The 3,726-nt window shown below is 38.2% G+C and carries 3 protein-coding genes and 2 pseudogenes; 2 read left to right on the top strand and 3 right to left on the bottom strand.

Annotated elements, in window-relative coordinates:
- Positions 1-97 (top strand): annotated as a pseudogene (locus tag GO685_RS04000) (IS982 family transposase); the annotation flags it as partial.
- 148 nt (positions 98-245) lie between these two features.
- Positions 246-2,891, top strand: coding sequence for a pyruvate, phosphate dikinase (gene ppdK, locus GO685_RS04005; RefSeq protein ID WP_175937670.1), 2,646 nt, complete (start codon positions 246-248; stop codon positions 2,889-2,891).
- A gap of 28 nt (positions 2,892-2,919) precedes the next feature.
- On the opposite strand, the gene GO685_RS04010 is transcribed toward ppdK, so the two are convergent.
- From GO685_RS04010 to GO685_RS04020, 3 genes and pseudogenes are all read right to left on the bottom strand, one after another.
- A complete protein-coding gene (locus GO685_RS04010) occupies positions 2,920-3,108 on the bottom strand; it encodes a hypothetical protein (protein ID WP_175937671.1) in 189 nt (62 codons plus the stop codon).
- A gap of 27 nt (positions 3,109-3,135) precedes the next feature.
- A complete protein-coding gene (locus GO685_RS04015; RefSeq protein WP_175937672.1) occupies positions 3,136-3,396 on the bottom strand; it encodes a hypothetical protein in 261 nt (86 codons plus the stop codon).
- A gap of 40 nt (positions 3,397-3,436) precedes the next feature.
- Positions 3,437-3,726 (bottom strand): annotated as a pseudogene (locus GO685_RS04020) (hypothetical protein); the annotation flags it as partial.

A 3,726-nucleotide genomic window follows, 5' to 3' on the forward strand; every position in this document is an offset into this window, starting at 1 on the left:
TCCTATTAACTTTTTAGTTCACATCTTTTTTACGCTTATTTCATATTCTTTACAACGCAAAAAACCTTCCATTTCCAGCTCTTTCTTTATCGGCTAATCCATAGTTAGCGTTATAAGATCATTTATCACTTAATTTTACTTATTATCTGCTGTTGCCAAATTTTGCAAAATTTATTACCCTATGGTTTCAAGTCCTGTTGGAATCATACGTGTAATGTGTTTATTAGTGAAAATCCGGAAAAACAATGGAAGAGAAGTTAATATATTACTTTAGCCAAAGCAAATGCGAAGGTAATGCAGAAATGAAAAATCTGCTGGGAGGAAAGGGGGCAAATTTAGCGGAAATGTGCAACGTCGGTATTCCCGTTCCACCTGGTTTTACAATCTCCACTTCTGTTTGCAAGAACTATCACCAGAGTAATAGATTGCCTGACGATCTGCGTAACGAAATCAAAAAATACCTGGCGATGCTTGAGAATGACATCGGTTGTAAATTCGGGGATTCAGATAACCCTTTACTAGTTTCCATACGCTCTGGTAGCTTCAATTCAATGCCGGGTATGCTTGATACAATTCTAAACGTTGGTTTAAACGATGCAACCGTTGTTGGGCTTGCAAAAAAAAGTGGAGAGCGTTTTGCCTATGATAGCTACTGCCGTTTTATTACGATGTATTCCAATGTTGTGCTACAGCTTGACCATCACCTGTTTCAAAGCGTTATTGATCATGAACAACAAAAAAATGGAGCAAAAAGTTTAGCTGATCTTGATGTTGATGTCTTAAGAAAGATCGTTGACGATTTTAAAAAGATAGTACATGAAAAAACTGCAAAACATTTTCCGCAGAACGTTGAAGAACAATTGCTCAGCTCAGTAAATGCGGTGTTTGCTTCTTGGCAGAATGGCAGGGCTGTTTCCTATAGAAAAATAAATAACATTCCTGAAACCCTTGGAACTGCAGTCAATGTACAAGCAATGGTTTTTGGTAATCTGAACAACAATTCTGTAACCGGTGTGATATTTACGCGCAATCCCGCAACTGGGGAGAAAAAGTGTTTTGGTGAATTTTTGGTCAATGCTCAAGGCGAGGATGTGGTTTCCGGTATTTACACCCCTATGCCAGTTGACGGGGAGCAAGAGAATACCATGGAAAAATTGATGCCAAGCGTGTACCGAGAATTGTGCGATGTATGTGAAAAGCTTGAAAGGCACTATAAAGACATGCAAGATATAGAATTCACCGTGCAGAATGGCAAGTTGTGGATTTTGCAGACTAGGTCCGGTAAACGTACAGCCGAGGCTACCGTGCGCATAATAGTTGATATGGTAAACGAAGGGACAATTACAAAAGAAGAAGGAATATTAAGGATTGATCCAAAAACTTTTGATGGTTTATTGCATCCAGTTCTTGAAGTTAAGGGTGATCAAAAAGTAATAGGGAAGGGGCTACCGGCTTCTCCAGGTGTGGCTTCAGGATATGTGGTGTTCAGTGCAAATGATGCAGAAAAGGCTGCAGGGCAGGGTAAAAAAGTAATTTTAGTAAGATCAGAGACGAGTCCTGAGGATATTAATGGAATGAATGCTGCAAGTGGTATAATAACGGCACGAGGAGGAATGACTTCACATGCTGCTGTTGTAACCCGTGGAATGGGTAAGCCGTGCATTTGCAGTGTAGGTGGACTTTATATCGATAAAGATGGAAATTTCTTTTCTGTAGGAAATACAAAAGTAAATAAGGGAGAACCAATTACCATCAATGGAGGAACGGGTGAGGTGATGCTTGGCATTCTTCCTACAATTTCGCCTGAGTTATCGCAAGAATTCAAAACGATAATCAACCGGATAGATGAAATTAAAACAATCAAGGTGAGAGCAAATGCTGATACTCCAAAAGATGCAAAGATCGCTAAAGAGTTCGGTGCAGAAGGTATAGGCTTATGTCGCACAGAGCATATGTTTTTTGCTAGTGACAGGATTGAGTTCATTCAAAAATTGGTAATAGCTGACGACAAGATCGAAAGAGCGAGTGCACTGAGCAAATTAGAGCAAATGCAAAAGTCTGATTTCAAAGAAATATTTTCTGTTATGGAGGACAGGGAGGTTACTATACGTTTACTTGATCCACCTCTGCATGAGTTTTTACCTGACAATCAGTCCACCATAGAAAAAATCGCTAAGTCACTCAATAAGTCAGTTGAATCGGTAAAAAATAAAATAGCACAGTTATCAGAAAAAAATCCAATGCTTGGTCACCGAGGTTGCAGACTGGCCATTTCCCATCCTGAAATATATAGCATGCAGATTAGGGCAATACTCAGCGCTGCGGATGAGCTAAGAAAAGAAAAAAAGGCAGAAATTAAGCCTGAAATTATGATCCCTCTTATCATGAATGAGAAAGAATTTGTACTGATATGCGAGTTAATAAAGAAAGAATCCTCTGTCATCGCCGGAATGACATCAGACAAGGCCTATTCAATTGGAACAATGATAGAACTGCCACGGGCAGCACTGATTGCCGATAAGTTAGCAAAACACGCAGAATTTTTCAGTTTTGGTACCAATGATTTAACGCAAACAACCATGGGGCTCTCAAGAGATGATTCAGTTAATTTTCTTGATTCCTATAAAGAAAACAAGATATTTGAGAATGACCCATTTGAAGTGCTGGATATCGAAGGGGTAGGGGAGTTAATCAAAATAGCTATCGAAAGAGGCAGGAAAACCCGAAAAGAAATAAAACTTGGTATATGTGGAGAGCACGGAGCAGATCCAAAATCTATAGAGTTTCTCATCAAATCAGGGGTTGACTATGTCTCATGCTCACCCTATAGAGTACCAATTGCAAAGTTAGTAGCAGCGCAATTTAGTGTCAGATCTAAAAGTGTAAATTAGATCCCAGCGCCACGCGCTGGAATGACATCTACATTTGTACAACTTGTAAACCTACATGTTCAACTTTATTTTCTTTCATTGCTGTATAACTTGGCAATGTAGAATCTTTTACGTGTAACCCAGTAGCTACTAGAGCTAAAGCAGCTACAATACCACAAACCGCTGCACCAGCTATAGATGGAACCATCACAGCAGCAGCAATGAATAATCCTGTCATAACAATACCAACAACATCATTCCTTAATTAGGTATGAAAATTCTCCTTGCTTTCTTTGTATTTAGTTTCTTTTTCATTTGGTGGAGAAAATTGAGCATTTGTGAAGCCGTTATCTGTTTTTTTTGTTGATATAGGAGGCACTGGTTTATTTCCTTTTACATTAGGTGTTTTTGATGTAATAAAGTCCAAAAGCACCTGAGTGATTTCTTGAATTTGTACAGTTTGCTCTTTGTTCATAGTCACTTTTAAGGCTGCTTGCATTTTTTCATTACTTACGTGACCTAACAATAATTTAACCCCCTGTGTATACTCTGTCGTAATAGAAAGATCAAAGCATCAAGCTTTTCTTTTTCATTAATTTACCACTATTCAAGAGTATCTCTATAACGTCAGCTTGTTTAGTTCCTATAGCTTCGCTCAATCCAGTCTTTAGACATTTGTTCTCAGTAGCAGTATCAACTTTCGTTTTCAAACTTGCAAGTAATTTAATAATTTGTGGAAATATAGTACGATTATGGGTGTTATATGTAATAGGTCCTTTTGAATCAACAGCATACCCAAGTAAAGTATAGTGACCTTTTCTTACTCTCTTTACATTCTTTTCTTTAAGCTCCTTTT

The sequence above is a fragment of the Wolbachia endosymbiont of Madathamugadia hiepei genome (genome assembly GCF_013366855.1).
Taxonomy (GTDB): domain Bacteria; phylum Pseudomonadota; class Alphaproteobacteria; order Rickettsiales; family Anaplasmataceae; genus Wolbachia.